The sequence below is a fragment of the Agromyces sp. Marseille-P2726 genome (assembly GCF_902809835.1).
Taxonomy (GTDB): Bacteria; Actinomycetota; Actinomycetes; order Actinomycetales; family Microbacteriaceae; genus Agromyces.
In genome coordinates this window covers 275,083-291,357 of record NZ_CADDWM010000012.1, presented here as the reverse complement: position 1 = coordinate 291,357, position 16,275 = coordinate 275,083, and the positions used below count along the sequence as shown (strand labels likewise).

Annotated in this window: 17 protein-coding genes; 3 read left to right on the top strand and 14 right to left on the bottom strand. The window is 68.1% G+C overall.

Features of this window, described 5'->3' with window-relative positions:
• Positions 1 to 7: 7 nt before the first annotated feature.
• From HUS56_RS07665 to HUS56_RS07620, 10 genes are all read right to left on the bottom strand, one after another.
• Positions 8 to 1,108, bottom strand: coding sequence for an alpha/beta hydrolase (locus tag HUS56_RS07665; RefSeq protein ID WP_173922798.1), 1,101 nt, complete (start codon positions 1,106 to 1,108; stop codon positions 8 to 10).
• A 96-nt stretch (positions 1,109 to 1,204) separates the two neighbouring features.
• Positions 1,205 to 2,086 carry a type II secretion system F family protein gene (locus HUS56_RS07660; protein WP_173922797.1) on the bottom strand — a complete coding sequence of 294 codons (882 nt, stop codon included), beginning with the start codon at positions 2,084 to 2,086 and terminating at the stop codon, positions 1,205 to 1,207.
• On the bottom strand, positions 2,086 to 3,042 hold the full coding sequence (locus HUS56_RS07655; RefSeq protein ID WP_173922796.1) for a type II secretion system F family protein: 957 nt from the start codon (positions 3,040 to 3,042) through the stop codon (positions 2,086 to 2,088). The genes HUS56_RS07660 and HUS56_RS07655 overlap by 1 nt, the downstream gene beginning before the upstream one ends.
• A complete protein-coding gene (locus tag HUS56_RS07650; RefSeq protein ID WP_254431340.1) occupies positions 3,039 to 4,595 on the bottom strand; it encodes a CpaF family protein in 1,557 nt (518 codons plus the stop codon). The genes HUS56_RS07655 and HUS56_RS07650 overlap by 4 nt, the downstream gene beginning before the upstream one ends.
• On the bottom strand, positions 4,582 to 5,922 hold the full coding sequence (locus tag HUS56_RS07645) for an AAA family ATPase (protein ID WP_173922795.1): 1,341 nt from the start codon (positions 5,920 to 5,922) through the stop codon (positions 4,582 to 4,584). Before HUS56_RS07645 ends, HUS56_RS07650 begins: the two co-directional genes overlap by 14 nt.
• A complete protein-coding gene (locus HUS56_RS07640; protein ID WP_173922794.1) occupies positions 5,919 to 6,677 on the bottom strand; it encodes a Flp pilus assembly protein CpaB in 759 nt (252 codons plus the stop codon). Before HUS56_RS07640 ends, HUS56_RS07645 begins: the two co-directional genes overlap by 4 nt.
• A 47-nt stretch (positions 6,678 to 6,724) precedes the next feature.
• Entirely contained in the window at positions 6,725 to 7,792 is a 1,068-nt protein-coding gene (locus HUS56_RS07635) for a Tad domain-containing protein (RefSeq protein ID WP_173922793.1), read from the bottom strand.
• Positions 7,780 to 8,175 carry a TadE/TadG family type IV pilus assembly protein gene (locus tag HUS56_RS07630; protein ID WP_173922792.1) on the bottom strand — a complete coding sequence of 132 codons (396 nt, stop codon included), beginning with the start codon at positions 8,173 to 8,175 and terminating at the stop codon, positions 7,780 to 7,782. Before HUS56_RS07630 ends, HUS56_RS07635 begins: the two co-directional genes overlap by 13 nt.
• 71 nt (positions 8,176 to 8,246) lie before the next feature.
• The gene (locus HUS56_RS07625) at positions 8,247 to 8,459 is read right to left on the bottom strand and encodes a Flp family type IVb pilin (protein ID WP_173922791.1); all 213 of its coding nucleotides are present in this window, start codon (positions 8,457 to 8,459) and stop codon (positions 8,247 to 8,249) included.
• Positions 8,460 to 8,734: 275 nt separating this feature from the next.
• Positions 8,735 to 9,394 carry an A24 family peptidase gene (locus HUS56_RS07620; RefSeq protein ID WP_173922790.1) on the bottom strand — a complete coding sequence of 220 codons (660 nt, stop codon included), beginning with the start codon at positions 9,392 to 9,394 and terminating at the stop codon, positions 8,735 to 8,737.
• A 76-nt stretch (positions 9,395 to 9,470) separates the two neighbouring features.
• Between HUS56_RS07620 and HUS56_RS07615 the strand changes: the two genes are divergently transcribed.
• Positions 9,471 to 9,791 carry a hypothetical protein gene (locus HUS56_RS07615; RefSeq protein WP_173922789.1) on the top strand — a complete coding sequence of 107 codons (321 nt, stop codon included), beginning with the start codon at positions 9,471 to 9,473 and terminating at the stop codon, positions 9,789 to 9,791.
• Positions 9,792 to 9,934: 143 nt separating this feature from the next.
• Here HUS56_RS07615 and HUS56_RS07610 read toward each other — a convergent pair whose 3' ends face one another.
• The 3 genes from HUS56_RS07610 to HUS56_RS07600 form a co-directional block, all read right to left on the bottom strand.
• Entirely contained in the window at positions 9,935 to 11,314 is a 1,380-nt protein-coding gene (locus tag HUS56_RS07610) for an FAD-dependent oxidoreductase (protein WP_173922788.1), read from the bottom strand.
• Positions 11,315 to 11,386: 72 nt separating this feature from the next.
• Positions 11,387 to 12,511 carry a polyprenyl synthetase family protein gene (locus tag HUS56_RS07605; protein WP_254431339.1) on the bottom strand — a complete coding sequence of 375 codons (1,125 nt, stop codon included), beginning with the start codon at positions 12,509 to 12,511 and terminating at the stop codon, positions 11,387 to 11,389.
• Positions 12,512 to 12,740: 229 nt separating this feature from the next.
• A complete protein-coding gene (locus tag HUS56_RS07600; protein ID WP_173922786.1) occupies positions 12,741 to 13,460 on the bottom strand; it encodes a class I SAM-dependent methyltransferase in 720 nt (239 codons plus the stop codon).
• 162 nt (positions 13,461 to 13,622) lie between these two features.
• On the opposite strand from HUS56_RS07600, the gene HUS56_RS07595 reads away from it, so the two are divergent.
• Together HUS56_RS07595 and HUS56_RS07590 are read left to right on the top strand one after the other, a co-directional pair.
• A complete protein-coding gene (locus HUS56_RS07595; protein WP_173922785.1) occupies positions 13,623 to 13,916 on the top strand; it encodes a DUF427 domain-containing protein in 294 nt (97 codons plus the stop codon).
• A 131-nt stretch (positions 13,917 to 14,047) separates the two neighbouring features.
• Positions 14,048 to 15,340 carry an isochorismate synthase MenF gene (locus HUS56_RS07590; protein WP_254431338.1) on the top strand — a complete coding sequence of 431 codons (1,293 nt, stop codon included), beginning with the start codon at positions 14,048 to 14,050 and terminating at the stop codon, positions 15,338 to 15,340.
• A gap of 42 nt (positions 15,341 to 15,382) precedes the next feature.
• Here the strand turns inward: HUS56_RS07590 and HUS56_RS07585 are convergent, their stop codons facing one another.
• On the bottom strand, positions 15,383 to 16,240 hold the full coding sequence (locus tag HUS56_RS07585) for a PPK2 family polyphosphate kinase (RefSeq protein WP_173922784.1): 858 nt from the start codon (positions 16,238 to 16,240) through the stop codon (positions 15,383 to 15,385).
• Positions 16,241 to 16,275: the final 35 nt, after the last annotated feature.

The following is a 16,275-nucleotide window of genomic DNA, read 5'->3' as shown; positions in this document are numbered from 1 at the left end:
AACGTCGTCACGGGCGTGGGACCCCGCCCGGAGCGTAGCCTCGGAGCCACTGCGTGACCGCGTCGTAGGCGGCGGCGCGTACCGGCCGTCGCGACAGGAACACGTCATGCAGCGCTCCGTCGATGCGCGACACGCTCACGGTCGGCCCGAGCTTCAGCACGCGCTCGGCGATGTCGTCGACGACGAGCACGACGTCGCTCGAGAACATGGCCGGATCCCACCGCGGCAGGATCGTCGACCGCGCCGACAACAGCGTGAGCGCGGGCGCACCCACGTCGATGCCGGCCGCGACCGTCGCATGCCCCGCCAGCACCGCCGTGAGCCACGCCGGATACACCCGAAAACTGCGATCGGGCCGCCACTCGTGGGAGTACTCCCACTCTCCCTCCTGCTCCTTCGCGATCGTGCGCGTGTAGAAGCCGAGGTCGACGTTGGGCATTGGACTCATCGGATTCACTCGCGCGCCCCAACTGACGACGGGCGCGAGCGCCTCACGTCCGACGCGGCTCATCTGGAACTCCAGCCAGGGGCTGTTGAGCACCAGTGCCGCGGCGCGCCCGGGGTGCCGAGCCGCCCAGAGGCTCAGCGTGAGCCCGCCGGTGGAGTGGCCGAGCAGGATCAGCGGTCGAGCGGATGCCGCCGCGGCATCCGTCTCGGTTGCCTCCTGAGTGCGCTCGATCGCGTCGAGTGCCGCCTCGATGTCGGCGTCGTAGTCGTCGAGGTTCGTGACGTACCCGGGAGTCTGCCCCTCGCGCAGACTGCGACCGTACTTGCGCAGGTCGAGCGCGAAGAACCTGGCGCCGGCGGCGGTCCAGAACTCGGCGAGCTCGCGGTTGAAGAAGTAGTCGCTCCAGCCGTGCACGTAGAGCACGTCGGCTCCGGATGCCGCGCCCGCGGGTTCTTCGTCGACTTCGTCGCGCTCCCACGGCCAACGCCACCGCCACCGCGCCTGCCGCTCGGGCTCGGCCCGATGCCGCACGAGCGTTGCGACGAGCTCGCCCTCGTCGTCGCTGCCCAGCGGCAACGTGAGCTGCTCGAACCCGGCGCCGAGCACGTCGGGGCGCCAGCGCAATGCGCTGTTCAGTGCCGCGGTGCCGGGGTCGCTCATACGTCTCGCCTTCCCGGGTCGCGTTCAGCCTAGCGAGCGGGTGCAGGTCGATGCGTGTGCTGAGCAACGCGGGGCCCGGCAGGCCGAGCGCAACGGTCAGAACGCGTCGATGCCGGTGAACGTCTCGATCATGTTCAGCGCCGCCGGCGTCAGGAGGACGATGAACAGCACGGGGAGCAAGCAGAACACGAGCGGGAAGATGATCTTCACGGTCACCTTCATGGCCTGCTCCTCAGCACGTTGCTTGCGCTTGAGGCGCATCTCCCCCGCCTGTACGCGCAGCACATCGCCGACCGCGATCCCGTATTGATCGGCCTGCACGACCGCGCGGATGAATCGGCGCAGATCCTCCTGCGTGGTCCGTCCCTCCAACTCCATGAACGCGTCGCGACGGCTTCGACCGATGCTCATGTCCTGCAGCACACGAATGAGCTCCTCGGCCAGCGGCCCTTTGCCGTTGCGGGCCGCTTTCGCCATCGCGGCATCGAATCCCAGCCCCGCCTCGACCGCGATCGTCATCTGGTCGAGGGTGTCGGGGAGCGCGTACTTGATCGCTTCCTGCCGATCATGCGCACGGCTGTTGATCATCACGTCTGGGAGGAAGAAGAGGAGCGTCGTCCCGAGGATGACGAGCAGAACCTTCATGGGATTCGGGCCACCGCTGATGATGAACAGCAGACCCAGCACGACGCCGACGACCGTCAGCGAGATCTTCCACGTGAAGATGCCCTGGACGCTCCATCCGACCGGCCGGCCCGCGTGGATGACCTGCTTCTCGATCCATCCGATGTAGCCGCGTGGAGCTGCGGCGATCAGCGACGCGCTGAAGCTGGCCTGCTGTACTCGGCCGACGGTCGGGTGCAGCTCACCCGGCGGTTCCACGGCCGGCTGACGGCGGGGAAAGAGGAGGAAGACGGCGCCGGCCACGCCCAGAGCGGTCAGAGCAATCGCGGCGTACAACAGGATCTGCAGGGCCATCAGAACTTCACTCTCACAGCGAATGCGACCCAGATCGCGCCGAGGATCAGGAGGATCAGGGACACGACGAGGGCGATGATGCCGAAGATGTTCGTGAAGAACACGCCGACGTAGTTCGGCTGTACGACGGCGAGGAACATGAAGACGGCGATCGGCAGTGAGACGAGCACGACCGCGGACAGGCGACCTTCGGCACTCAATGCTTTCACCTGGCGCCGGATCTCGTTGCGCTGCCGGATGGTCTTGCCGACCTGATCGAGCACTTCAGCGAGGTTGCCGCCGGTTTCCTGATTGATGGCGACCGCCTGTGCCACCCATTCGAAGTCGGCGCTCTGCATTCGCTGCGCGGCCACGGTGAGCGACTCGGCGAGGTTCCGGCCGAGCCGCGTCTCGTTCACGACCCGCGCGAGCTCCTCGCTCGTGGGCGCCTCTGCGTCGTTCGCCACGGCAGCCACCGTACGGGTCAGGCCGTGGCCGGCGCGCAGGCCACCGGCCAGGAGCTGCACGGTGTCGTCGACCTGGTCGGCGAATCGGGCGCGTCGACGGGACGCCCGCATGATCAACAGCGCCTTGGCACCGATCGGCGCGAGCAGGGCGAGCAGCAACCCCCAAATGAGTGAGGTTCCATTGGCGAGGCCCAGGACGACACCCACGAGTGCGAGCACGCTGGCCGCCGAGGCAACCATCACCACGAAGCTGCTCGGCTCGGACCTGACACCGGCGAGTTCGAGTTCGTCGGGCCCGAAGAATCGCCGGGACCGCCGGGAGGTGAGCCCATCGACCGCCGCCGTCGCCCGATGAGTGAGCTTCGAGAGGGCAGACTCGTACTCGACACCCGGGGCACGACGCCGTTCGGCCGCCACCCGGGGCGCCGGCGGAGCCAACACGAAGAACACGATGACGAGCGCTGCGAGCAGCGCGATGCTGATCCCGATGATGAGGACCCCGGGGCTCATCGAATCTCCCCGAGCAGGTTGCGATAGTTCACCTGGAACAGCGAGACGGGCAGGAGGATGCCGTGATCGGCGATCCGCTCCGCGAACCGAGGGCGCACGCCCGTGGGCTCGATCTGTCCGAGCAGCTTGCCTTCTGCATCCCATCCGGCCGAGTAATCGAAGGAGAAGGCATCTTGCAGGGTGATGATGTCGCCCTCCATGCCATGCACCTCCGTCACCTGGGTGACCCGCCGCACGCCGTCCTTGTGCCGGGTGATCTGCACGATGAGGTCGATGGCGGACGAGATCTGCTCCCGGATCGCGCGCAGGGGAAGGTCCATTCCCGCCATCAGCACGAGCGTCTCCATGCGACTGACGGCATCGCGTGGCGAGTTCGCGTGGAGTGTGGAGATCGAACCCTCGTGACCCGTGTTCATCGCCTGCAGCATGTCGAGGCTTTCCGCCCCACGCACCTCGCCGACCACGATCCGGTCAGGCCGCATGCGCAGGGAGTTGCGAACGAGATCGCGGATGGTGATCTCGCCGCGCCCCTCGATGTTGGGCGGCCGCGACTCGAGACGGACGACATGCTCCTGCTGAAGCTGGAGTTCGACCGCATCCTCGATGGTGATGATGCGCTCGTCGTCGGGGATGAATGCCGAGAGCACGTTGAGCAGTGTCGTCTTTCCGGTGCCCGTACCTCCCGAGACCAGGATGTTGAGCTTGGCGCGCACCGCCGCGTCCAGCACCGTTGCCACCTCGCGGGTCAGGGTGCCGAATCGGATCAGGTCTTCGACCGTGTATGGAGTCCCGGCGAACTTCCGGATGGTGAGGGATGACCCGTTCACGGCGAGCGGAGGAATGATGGCGTTCACGCGCGAGCCGTCTTCGAGGCGCGCATCGACGAGCGGCGAGGACTCGTCGATCCGCCGGCCGATGCGGGACACGATCCGCTCGATCACACGCCGCAACTGCGGCTCACCGGTGAACCGATGCGGGGTGGGCAGGAGCCGGCCCTCCCGCTCGACGTAGAGCTGGTCGTAGCGGTTGACCATGATCTCGCTCACCGTGGGGTCGTCGAGTAGAGCCTCGAGCGGACCGTAGCCCAGCACGTCGGCGCCGATGTCGTCGATGAGCCGATTGCGCTCGGCGGTCGTCAGCGCCAGCTGCTCGCCGGCGACGATCTCGGCCAGCTCGGCCCGCGCGAGGGCGTGCAGCTGCTCCTCGGTGAGCGACGCGTCGCTCATGCGCGAGCCGATACGGACGAAGAGCTCCTGGGCTGCCTTCTCCTTGACGGACGCCAGGGGATCGACGATGGAGTGCGGCGGCACAGGCGAGGAAAGCGGGGGGACGGCCTGCACGGGCCGGGCGGTGCCTGCGGGAGGATGGAAGAGTTCAGGCTCCGCCCGATCAGAGCCGGCCGCGGCCGCCCACTCCCCGCGCGATGAGGTGAGGTCACCGCCGGACTCGATGCCATCGCCGGCATCCGGTACCGTCGGATTCCCCACCCCCACTGGCGTTTCGACCACGAGCTGCGGGTTGCGGAGGGCATTCAGCCGCTCATTCAGTCCCACGTCGCCTCCTTCTCTGGATCCTGGAGCGCTTGGGGTACGCCTCGGGCGCGATGCGCATCACGAGCGAGCGAACGGCACGCGCCGCCGGATCGCGGACATCGTCGTGGATGAGAGGAATGCCCCGGTTGGCCGCGAGCAGCACCGCCGACGATCTCGGCACCGCGACGTCGATCGGGGCCCCGACGAGGGCTTCTGCATCACCGAGGGTCAGGCCGCTCATCTTGTCGACCTGGTTCAAGACGATGTGCCGGTTGCTCGGCATCAGGCCGAGCGTCGTGAGCATCTGGAACTCGGTGCGAGTCGCACGGAGGCCGGCCACGCTCATGTTCGACACGAACACTGCGTCGGTCACGTGCTCGAGGGTGACCAGCGTGCCCTCACCGAGTCCGGGCGTCGTATCGACGATGACGTATCGGAAGGCTTCGCGCAGCCGCTCGATGAGTCGTCCGAGCGCGGCAGCGGTGATGAGGTCGCCGAGCTCGGGTGAGGGCGCACTCGCCACGACGAAGAAGCCGTCGGGGTGGTGGGTGAGCGCAGTCTTGAGCACGAGCTCGTCCTCGGCGGAGTCGGAGGCCGCTTCGACGATGGTTCGCTCGGGAGTGAGGTTCAGCACCGCCGTGATGTCGCCGAACTGGAGGTCGGCGTCGACGAGCACCACCGAGTTCGGGGCGACCTCGGCGAGACCCGTGGCGAGGTTGACCGCCAGTGTCGTCTTGCCCTGGCCGCCCTTCGGCGCGACGATCGCGATCGCCTCTGATGGCACTCCATCCGGAAGCGGCGGAAACTCCCACTCGACAGGAATGGACTCGCCAAGGACCACCTCGTCGAGGGCTTCCGAGGGGCGTTCCAAAGCGGATGCCTCGGACGCGGACACGTCGTCGACGGGCTCCGACGAGACGAGGCTCGCGAAGCCCGGACGGGATCCGTTCGAGAAGTCCTCCGCGTTCGCCCGACCGTTCTCGACCAGCCAGGCCGACAGTCGATCGAGCAGCTCGCTCGTCGTGGCATCCGTCGCCTGCGGGCTGAGCACCGCATGCAGTGGCAGGTCGTCCACCCAGTCCTCGAGGTCGGTGCGCTGCTCGCGGACGACGATGAGGCCGATATCACGGTGGCGTTCGATCAGTTCCTCGACGAGGCCCCGGGTCTCCTCGAAATTGAGCACGGGGCCGAGGAGGGCGATGCGCGGAGTGGATTCGACCCGTTCGACCACCGCTTCCGCCCCGAGGAGCAGGAACTCACCCGGTACCACGGCGAGCCGGTCACCGAGCAGAGCCCGCAGACGGGTCTCGTACTCGGCAGAGCGACTGATCAGGAGGAACGGAGTCACTGCCAGGCGTTGCTTCCGTCGACGGGCCGGGTGCCGGTGTTGTCGGTCTGCTCGTTCTCGAGCGTGAGCCACATCTGCGCGTACTGGTTGGCCTCGCCCTCCGCGAACCACACCCAACGCTCGATGTCGGGCGCGGTCAGCGCGATCGTGACCATGATGCTGTCGGCTGCGCCCTGATCCTGCGCCTCGCCGGTCTCGGGGTCGGCGCCGACGACCCCCTGCACCTTCGTCACCAGAACGCCGTGGAAGGCGAAGGAGGTGATCGGGTTGACCACGTCCTCGGTGTCGCCGACCTCGTCAGGATCGACGGTGGCGACGAGTCCGATCTTGTCGCCCGCACGCACTTGTCCGCCGACGACTCGGTCGGCCGGCAGCGTGAACGAGATGAGCTGCATCCCTTGTGGAACCTGCACGTCGCCACGCGCAGCGAGCTGCGCGGGATCGACGAACCTGGCCTCGAGCAGCTGCTCTCCGGGCAGGATGTCGGCGTCGGCGACGAGACCAGCGAGCTCTGCGAGGTCGGTGACGGCGCCCTCCGCCTGGTTCCTCGCTGGCATGGAGTCGACCTTGACGAACTCCTCCACCGCCTCCCCCGCGGTGCCCTTCGGGATGGCCTCCTGGACGATGTACACCTCGACGAGCTCTGCACCCTCGGCCGCCCTGGCGTCGGCTCCTCGCACGTAGGTCACGAGCACGACCGCGCCGAGAGCGGCGAGGATGAGGGCGACGATCGCGCCGATGATTCGGGTCTTCATTCGGGTTCTTTCGTTGCGGGTTGGAACTCAGTAGCCGGCGAGGGCGGTCAGTTCAGGTGATCCGGGACCGGGACCAGCTTGATCTTCGGCTTCGGTGGACCGAGCGTCCAGTCGTCTTCGACCGTGACGTACTGGATGAATCGACCTTGGAATCCGAGCTCACCCCAGTTGTTCGGCAGCGAGCACGACACCGCCGGCTCGCAGGCGTCGATCTGCTCGTTTCCATTGACCTTCACGTGGACGCCGTCGACCTCGAAAGCGGCGAACTTCGTGATGCAGTACGCCTTACCCGCCGGTGGGGTGGTCGGGCACTGGCTCGCGAGGTTGAAGACAGGAACGAGGAGGGTCCGACCGATGAAGCAGAAGAAGAGCTTCTCGATGTTCGTCTTGTACTTGTTGGGAACCGAACTGAGGGAACAGCCGATCTGGTCCGCGGCGGCGACGAGGTCCTCGTTCGACAGGATGCACTTGCCCGTGTTGCCGGTCGTGATGGTCGTGAAATCCAGGAGCGCGACATCCTTGATGCACGACTGCGTCCCATCTTCGAGCCAGCCGAAGCCCCCCGGCACGGATCCGGAGCAGGTCTTGTTCTCGATCGGGATGTACTCCGAGGAGCCGTTGCCGCTCGTCGGCACCGTGCACTCACCGATCGCGAAGGGCACGACGGTCGCGCGGGTTCCGTTCTCCCACTCGGCCGTCGCAATGGCGCGGACGTAGGTCGAGCTCGGATCCGCATCGCCGTCGATCAGCGAAGCGAAGAAGTGCGGGAAGGCGGCGTCGGCCGACACCGTGACTCGCTTGCCGGTGAAGTCGATCTCTTCGATCGTCGCTGCGCCGTCGACCGGGATGCCGGCGTTGCTTGCCACGAATTCGTCGCCGATGCCCTGCGACGTGCCGGCGCAGGTAGATGAATCCTCACCGCATGCCAGCGCAACCGCGAGCGCCGCTGCGTCTGCACCCTGTTGCAGTTGAGTGCGCTCGGCGTGCTGCGCCGAGATGTCGAGCGCGAGAGCGCCGAATCCCATCATCGGCACGATGAGCATGGCGAGCAGCACAGCGTTCGCGCCGCGCTCGTCCCGTGCTCGCGCCTGAAGATGCCGGATCATTCGCCGCATGGCATCTTTCCTGTCGCGGACAACGTGATGGGAGCTTCAGCCAAGCTGCTGAACCAGCCGGTCATCGAGCCTGCGGGAATTGTGATCGTCGACGTGGCGGACTTGGCACCGTCGCAATCGACGTTGACATCGATTGTCGCGGTGTCCCAGTCCAACATTCCGGGGATCGCGCGAGCCTCAGCCTTCGCATCATCGATCACGGTGGGATCCTCGGAATGCACAGCCGCATACCTCGCGGCGATCCTCGCACCGTCGGAGATCGTGGCTTGGATGTTCCATAGTCGTGAGAACTCGATCACCGCAACCAGGAGCATTATCACGAGCGGGAGCACCATGGCGAACTCAACCGCCGCCGATCCTCTATCGTTCGGATTGGGAATCATCGCAACCCTCGTTAGCCGAGCGGGATTCGGGGCGCACAGGCGCCCCGAACCCATTCGTCGATTGATCGCGATCAGGAGGGCTTGACGCCGACGTCCTGGTTGTTCATCCAGGTCTGCATCTCGGCTACCCATCCGCTCAGGAACGGCAGAAGGGCTGCGGCCGCGATGACAAGTCCGATCGCCACGATCCCGAGGACGAGCGCGTACTCGGTCGCCGTCGCGCCCTCCTCTTCAGTGCGGAGCGAGTTGATGCGCGCGACAGCGCGCGAGTATGCCTTGAGCATTTCGGGTTCCTTCGGGTTCAGGAGAGAGAACTCGCCACCGGCGGGCACCGGTGGCTGCTTGAACGTAACCGTGCGTATGCATACGAGCCACGCCCCCATTTGGGGGTGCGAGGGCGTTTGCAGGACACGGCAATTCGAAGAACCGCATGAACACGCGGAAGTGGAAGTTGTCCATCCCCCGCTCTGGGGGTACCGCGTGTACCCCGAATCCCGCTATCGAGTACCCCGAAAACACAGCTGCCTGTACCCCGGGCACGACGGGAACCGAACGTTCCCTATTGCGCGACCAGCAGCAGCGCGATCAACGCCCCGACGAGCATCGATGGTCCGAACGGGATCGAACCTCGCAACGTGACGCGACGAAGGATCAACGCCACGATCGCGACCAGTCCGCCGACAACGAACGCTGCGAGCAGCCCGATCAGCCACGCGTTCAGGCCGAACCAGCCGAGCAGGAGCCCGATCACGAGCGCGAGCTTCACATCGCCCATCCCCATCGACGACGGGGAGATCAGCGCGAGCAGGAAGTACACCGCGAACATCGCCGCGGCGCCGCCTACAGCCCACAGCAGGCGCACCCAGGCTCCGTCGGCCCAGGTCGCCGGCACGAGGAGCACCGCGACGACACCCAGCGTCGGGAAGACGACCGAGTTGGGCAGGCGCTTCTCGGCGAGGTCGACGAGCGTGAGCACCGTCGATGCGGCGGCGAACGCGAGCAGCGCGGGGAGGATCCACGACAACCCGAAGGCCACGGCGAGGGCGCCGAACGTGAGGCCGGTGATCGCGGCCGCTGCAGCGCGGGCGGTGGGCTGCGGCATCCGCTCGCCCTTGATCGAACGCTGCGTCCACGATGCGAGGGGCCACCAACCGAGCGCAGCCCCGGCGAGCACGAGGATGACCGCGACCACGGCCGTGATCGTGGGCGCTGAAGGCATGATTGGCAGCGTAGCGCCCGGCCGACGACGCGTATGCTCGGCATACACAGCCCACCGGCGAATGGACGGGATGGCCATGAACGAGTCGGAACTCACCTACGACGCCGTGACGCGCGAGCTGCTGATGGACGAGGACTACGACGTCGACCTGACCCCCGACGGGCTGCTGGCGAAGGGCCGGTTGTTCGCCTTCCTCGACGGCGACGACCTCGTGGTCGAGCTGCCCGAATCCCGATCAGCCGACCTTCGGAACCGCGGCATCGCCGTGCCGTTCCAGGGGGAGCACGGCGGCCCGAGCCGCAACTGGGTGCGGATCAGCGATTGGCAGCTGTGGTCGGAACTCGCGCGCGAGGCACACACGTTCGTGGGCGAGCCGCCGGTCGGCCGGGAGTCGTAGGGGTCTTCGAGGGGGCGGGGTCTCGATACGCGTCCGCCTACGGCGGGCGCGGAACGAGGTGTCCCTTATAAAAATCTCCCAGCCCACGCGGGGTCTCGATACGCGTCCGCCTGCGGCGGGCGCTACTCGACCACCGGGGGGCGCTACTCGTCGCCGCGCGAGATGCCGACCATCTCGTCGCGGGGCACGACCTTGATGCGCGTGCGGCCCTCGGCCGACCCGAGCGCCAGCTCGTGCTCGTCGAGGCGGTGCCAGCCGTCGAGGGCGGTCCACTGGATGCCGCGAGACTCGAGCAGCTCGATGACCGACTCCTCCGACGGCGACTTCGGCCGCCACCAGTTGCCCAGGTCGTTGATGACGTGCTTGATCGTCTCCATCGCGTCGGACTTGGTGTGGCCGATGAGCCCGACGGGGCCGCGCTTGATCCATCCGGTCGCGTAGACGCCGTACATCTGGCGCGACTCCCCGGTCTCGGGGTCGTGGTAGAGCACCTGGCCCTCGTGGTTTGGAATGACCCCGTACTCGCGATCGAACGGGATGCCGGGCAGCGGCGTGCCGAAGTAGCCGACCGCGCGGTACACGGCCTGCACCGGAACCTCGCGGATCTCTCCCGTACCGACCACGCCGCCCTCGCCGTCGGGCGCCGTGCGCTCGTAGCGGATGGCGCCGACGCGACCCGTGCCGTCGTCGACGAGCTCGAGCGGCTTCGCGAAGAAGTGCAGGTGCAGGCGACGACTCGCCTGGCCCACCTCGCGCTGGCGCCACTGGTTCAGCACCTTGTCGATGACGAAGACCTGCTTGTTGCCCGACACCGCAGCGCGCGCCGCGTCGTCGTAGTCGAAGTCCTCGTCGTACAGGATCATGTCGACGTCGCGCAGCTCGCCGAGCTCGCGCAGCTCGAGCGGCGTGAACTTCACCGACGTCGGCCCACGGCGCCCGAAGATGTGCACGTCGGTGACCGGCGACTGGGCGAGGCCCGCGGCGACGTTGGCGGGAATCTCGGTCGGCATGAGGTCTTCGACGTGCTTCGACAGGATGCGCGCGACGTCGAGCGCGACGTTGCCGTTGCCGATCACGGCGACCTCGCGCGCGTCGAGCGGCCACTCGCGGGGGTAGTCGGGGTGTCCGTCGTACCAGCTCACGAAATCCGCCGCGCCGTACGACCCGTCGAGGTCGATGCCCGGCAGCCTCAGCGAGGCATCACGCACCGCACCGGTGGCGAAGATGACGGCGTTGTAGTGATGCTTCAGGTCTTCGAGGGTGATGTCCGTGCCGTAGCGCACATTGCCGAAGATGCGGATGTCGCCCCGGTCGAGCACCTCGCGAAGCGCCGTGATGATGCCCTTGATGCGCGGGTGGTCGGGTGCCACGCCGTAGCGCACGAGCCCGTAGGGCGCGGGCAGGTGATCGAACAGGTCGATCGAGACGTCGAAGTTCCGCTCGGCCTTCAACAGGATGTCGGCGGCATAGATGCCGGCAGGGCCGGCACCGACGATCGCGAGTCGCAGCTTGTTCCTCGTCACAGGTGAGATCTCTCCATAACTCTGGCCGTTTCAGTCTGGCCGTGTTCCATCCGCGCCGTTCAGTCGGCCGGTTCAGCTCTGTCGCTCCACCACCGTCTCGGCGAATCGCGTGAGCGCCTTCTTCACGCCGCCCTCGGGCAGCGGGCCGAGGGCGGCGACCGCGTCACGCGCCCAACGGTGGGCCTCGGCGAGCGTAGCGCGCGTGGCTTCGTGTTCCCGGAGTTCGGCGACGATCCCGTCAACCGTGGCTCGCGAGGGCACGATGCGCGACGCGAGCGTGTTCGTGTCGAGCGGGTCACCGCCGACGGTCGGGTCGGTCACGATCACCACGTCGCGCTCGATGCGTTGGAGCAGGTCGGCGGATGCGGCATCCGTCGCTGCGAGCTCTGCGAGCTTCAGCAACGGCATCGTGATGACCCCCGCGCGCAGGTCGGTGCCGGGTACCTTGCCGGTCTCCTCGGGCTGCGGCGACAGGTCGATGACGTCGTCGATGAGCTGGAACGCCACGCCGACCTTCTCGCCGAACTCGATGATCGGCGCCTCGTAGGCCGGGTCGGCGCCCGAGAAGACGACGCCCGATTGGGCCGCGGCGGCGATGAGCGAGCCGGTCTTGTCGGCCAGCACCTGGATGTAGTGGGCGATCGGGTCGTCGCCCTCGCTCGGACCGACGGTCTCGTGCAACTGACCGAGCACGAGGCGCTCGAACGTGTCGGCCTGCATGCGGATGGCGCGCTCGCCGAGCTTCGCCATGAGCTGGCTCGCCCGCGCGAAGAGCAGGTCGCCGGTGAGGATGGCCACCGAGTTGCCCCACACGGTCTGCGCGCTCGGCACGCCGCGACGGCGGTCGGAATCGTCCATCACGTCGTCGTGATACAGCGATCCGAGGTGCGTGATCTCGATCGCCTCGGCGGCCATCACGACGTCGTCGGTGATGCCCGCACCCAGTTGGGCCGTGAGCAGCGTCAGCATCGGCCGCACGCGCTTGCCACCGGCTTCGAGCAGGTAGCGGGTCGAGACATCCGCGATCGGTCCGGCGAACTCGACCTCGCGCAGGAGCCCGGCTTCGACCCGGTCGATCCCTTCGTCGATGGCCCGGGCCATCGCCCGGTCGGCGGCCGACGCGAACACGCGTTCGCTCAGGCCGAGGTTCGCGGCGAGCGCAGAGCCGCGACGAGCGACCGGTTGGCTCGGAGTCACGCCCTCAAGCCTACCGATCCCGCTGGTGGCCCCGCCCGGTGGTCGAGTAGCGCGCCGCGAACCCGGTGGTCGAGTAGCGCGCCGCCGGCCCGGTGGTCGAGTAGCGCGCCGCGAAGCGGCACGCGTATCGAGACCGCTACGCCGCCCGGTGGTCGAGTAGCGCGCCGCGAAGCGGCACGCGTATCGAGACCGGTACGGCGTCTCGATACGCGTCGCTCTGCGTGCCGCGCTACTCGACGACCGAGGCGGCGGGCTTGCGGGCCCGGTGCAGCGCGACGACGCCCATCGTGAGGTTGCGCCACTCGACGTCGACCCATCCGGCATCGCGGATCCACCCCGCGAGCGCCTGCTGGTCGGGCCATGCGTTGATCGACTCGTTGAGGTACTCGTACGCCGTGTCGTTCGAGCTCGACAGCTTCACGAGCGGGGGCATGATGTAGCGCTGGTAGGCGTGGTATCCGGCGCGCACGAACCCGACCGGGGGGTGCGAGAACTCGCAGACCACGAGCCGGCCGCCGGGCTTCGTGACGCGGAAGAACTCTGTGAGCGCCCGCTTCGGCTGGTTCACATTCCGCAGACCGAATGAGATGGTGACGGCGTCGAACTCGTCATCGTCGAACGGAAGCTCCGTGGCATCCGCCTCGACGAAGACGATGTTCGGCATGCCCGTCTGACGACGGCGTCCGACCTCGATCATGCCGGGTGAGAAATCAACGGCGACGACGGATGCCCCCGACCTGGCCAGGCTGGCGCTCGAGGTGCCGGTGCCCGCAGCCACGTCGAGGATGCGCTCCCCCGCCTTCGGGGCCACCGCACGGGTGGTCGCGACCCGCCAGAGCGGCGCGTTCCCGACCGAGAGCACGTTGTTCGTGCGGTCGTAGCGCGCCGCGACACGGTCGAACATCGCCGACACCTGCGAGGGGTCCTTGCCAAGGTCTGGGCGCGTCATCCTCCGAGTCTAGGGTCGGATGCCGCGGCCGAACCTGGGCGAGCCCTGCTCGTTTCCATGCATGGGAATGCTTCCTCGACCCGCTTCGTTGAACCCAGTGCGGCGGTCGAAACGGCCGCCATGTCGATGAGCGGGCCGCTTCGGCCGCGATGAGAGGAAGACATGCAGGCGATCTGGAACGGTGCAGTGCTCGCGGAGTCCGATGACACGATCGTCGTCGAGGGCAACCACTACTTCCCGCGCGAGTCGATCGACGAGCGCTACTTCGTGCCCAGCGAGAACCACACGGTGTGCTCCTGGAAGGGCACGGCCAGCTACTTCCACGTCGAGGTCGACGGCAAGCGCAACCCGAACGCCGCCTGGTACTACCCGACGCCGCTCGCGGCGGCCGCCGAGATCACCGACTACGTCGCCTTCTGGCACGGCGTCGAGGTCGTCGAGGAACTCGCCGCCTGAGGTCTTCCCCCTCGCCACGACCTTTCGACGGCACACGACCGCGAGCAACGGTCCTCCATCGGGCGAAAGGTCGTCACGGGGCACGCAGGGCGCGCGGCGCCGCGCGACGCGGTCAGACGTAGGCTGGTGCGGTGACTTCGACGGATGCCCCTGCGTCGGCCGCGCCCGCAACCCGCCTCGTCGTGCGCACCCAGCCCGTCGACGAGCTGGCGCCCCTGATCCCGCGCGCCGACCCGCGGCATCCGCTGCTCTGGATGCGACGGGGCGAGGGCATCGTGGGACTCGGCGAGACGCTGCGCATCGAGACGAGCGGTGCGACCCGCATCGAGGACGCCTCCGCGGCGTGGACCTCGCTCGCCGCGAACGCCGACGTCGACGATCGCGTGGGGCTGCCCGGCACGGGGCTCGTGGCGTTCGGCGCGTTCGCGTTCGCCAAGTCGTCGGCCTCGACCTCCGTGCTCATCGTCCCCGAGCTCGTGCTCGGGCGCCGCGACGGCCGCGCCTGGGTCACCCGGATCACGCTCTGGTCGGGCGATGACCCCGATGCCGCGGCATCGGACGCCGCCACCCTCGAGATCCCCGAGCCGACCCCGAAGCGGCGCGTGCCGCGCGTGACGTTCACGCCCGGCTCGGTGCCCCCCGACGAGTACGAGGCCGCCGTCACCGAGGCGGTCCGCCGGATCGGCGACGGCGAGCTCGAGAAGGTCGTGCTCGCGCGCCAGCTCGTCGGCGAGCTGCAGGAGGAGGACGGGCTCCGTGCGACCATCAACCGACTCGCCGACGACTACCCCGACACCTGGGTGTTCGCGGTCGACGGCCTGATCGGCGCCAGCCCCGAGACGCTCGTGCGCGTCGATCACGGCACGGTCTCGGCGCGCGTGCTCGCCGGCACGACCTCGCGAGGCGCCGGCGAGGCATCCGACCGCGAACGGGCGGTGGCGCTCGCGTCGTCGCCGAAGGACCTCGCCGAACACGCACTGGCGGTTGCGAGCGCCGTGAAGCGTCTGGCGCCGCACACCACCCGGCTCGACACGAGCCCCGAGCCGTTCACATTGCAGCTGCCGAACCTGTGGCATCTCGCCACCGACCTGAAGGGCACGCTCGGCGACGGTTCGAGCTCGCTCGACCTCGTGCGGGCGGTGCACCCGACCGCGGCTGTGGCGGGCACCCCGCGACGAGCTGCGCTGCGCGTGCTCGCCGAGCTCGAGGGCTTCGATCGGGGGCGCTACGCCGGACCGGTCGGTTGGATCGACGGCCGTGGCGACGGCGAATGGGCGATCGCACTGCGATGCGCGCAGGTGTCGCCAGACGGCACCGTGGCGGCATATGCCGGTTGCGGAATAATGCACGACTCGGTGCCGGCCGATGAACTCGCCGAGACCGACATGAAGTTCCGCCCGATCGTCGAGGCATTCGGCGGCTGAGGTGCCTGGCGGTCGCGACACGGCTCGCCAATCGCGACTCGCTCAGGTGGCGAGCAGGCGCTCCTTCTGCTCCTCGACGTCGTAGTCGGCCTTCGGCCACTCGAGCCGCATGTTCTCGAGCGCCTGGATCAGCAGGTGCTGCACGACGAGCCGCGCGTACCACTTGTGGTCACCGGGGATCACGTACCAGGGAGCGAGCGGCGTTGCGGTGCGCTCGATGGCGATCTGGTAGGCCTGCATGTACTGCGGCCAGAGCTCGCGCTCCTCGATGTCCGCCGGATTGAACTTCCAGTGCTTGTCGGGCCGCTCGAGTCGCTCGAGCAGACGGCGCTTCTGCTCGTTCGCCGAGATGTGCAGCATCACCTTGATGATGGTGGCGCCCTCGCCCGCGACCTCGGCCTCGAACGCGTTGATGGCGCCGTAGCGCCGCTCGATCTCCTCGGGCGGCGCCAGGCCGCGCACCCGGCCGATGAGCACATCCTCGTAGTGCGAGCGGTCGAAGACGCCGATCTTCCCGGGGCCGGGCAGGGCCCGGCGAATGCGCCAGAGGAAGTCGTGCGACAACTCCTCCTCGGTCGGCTTCTTGAACGCCTTGAGCTCGACGCCCTGCGGGTCGACCGACCCCATCACGTGCTTGACGATGCCGCCCTTGCCCGCGGTGTCCATCGCCTGCAGCACGAGCAGGATGCGCCGCGGGTCATCGCCCGCGATCCCGTTCGCGTAGAGCTGCTCCTGCAGCTCGGCGAGCGCGGCCGCTCCCTCTTCGAGCGCGGCCTTGCCCTCGTCCTTGTCGCCCTCGCATCCCGGCGTCGTATCGGCCGGCGTGTCGACCAGGCTGAAGCCGGGCTGCACTCGCAGTGCCTCGCTGGGATCCTCGCTCCAGAACGACTCGCGGCTCATGGCACGCTCCCCTCACGCGACGCGGCGACGCGCAG